The 686-nt window shown below is 70.4% G+C and carries 2 protein-coding genes; both read left to right on the top strand.

Annotation, left to right across the window (positions count from 1 at the left end; all coding sequences use genetic code 11):
- The coding region (locus IMZ11_RS43085; RefSeq protein WP_228649409.1) for a DUF3097 family protein at window positions 1–107 on the top strand (107 nt) is incomplete at its 5' end.
- Between the two features lie 105 nt (window positions 108–212).
- Window positions 213–686: AAA family ATPase (locus tag IMZ11_RS43080; protein ID WP_228649407.1), on the top strand; the 474-nt coding region annotated here is incomplete at its 3' end.

The following is a 686-nucleotide window of genomic DNA, read 5'->3' as shown; positions in this document are numbered from 1 at the left end:
GGGCCTGGCAGCGGATCCGGGGGCGCGTGCGGGACTGGAACGATCTGGAGCCCGCGCTGATCGGCCGGGTGGAGGAACTCATCGATTTCGTGACCGCGCCGGCGTAGTCCGTCGTGTCGGCGTGGTAAGCAGAAGACGTGTCCGACAGTTTGTTCGACGTGCCCGGTGAGCCCGCATCCGCGGGGCCCGGTGCACCGGCGCCCGATTCGGGGTTGGTCGGCTCCTCGCGCGAGCGCTCGTCGACGCCGCTGGCGGTGCGGATGCGCCCGGCCGGCCTCGACGAGGTGGTCGGTCAGACCCACCTGCTGCAGGCAGGCTCGCCACTGCGTCGCCTGGTGGAGGGGTCCGGTGCCGCATCGGTCATCCTCTACGGCCCGCCCGGCACCGGGAAGACCACCCTGGCCTCGCTGATCTCCCAGGCCACCGGACGCAGGTTCGAGGCACTCTCCGCGCTGAGCGCCGGCGTCAAGGAAGTCCGCGCTGTGATCGACACGGCGCGCCGGGCCGCGGTCCACGGCCAACAGACCGTTCTGTTCATCGACGAGGTGCACCGCTTCTCCAAGACACAGCAAGACGCGCTGTTGGCGGCGGTGGAGAACCGGGTCGTACTGCTGGTGGCGGCCACCACGGAGAACCCGTCGTTCTCGGTGGTGGCCCCGCTGCTCTCACGCTCGCTGATCCTGCAG

Source organism: Microtetraspora sp. AC03309 (genome assembly GCF_020826795.1).
In the GTDB taxonomy this organism is placed as follows: domain Bacteria; phylum Actinomycetota; class Actinomycetes; order Streptosporangiales; family Streptosporangiaceae; genus Microtetraspora; species Microtetraspora glauca.
Note: the sequence above shows the minus strand (reverse complement) of the source record. Positions and strands in the feature narration are given on the sequence as shown.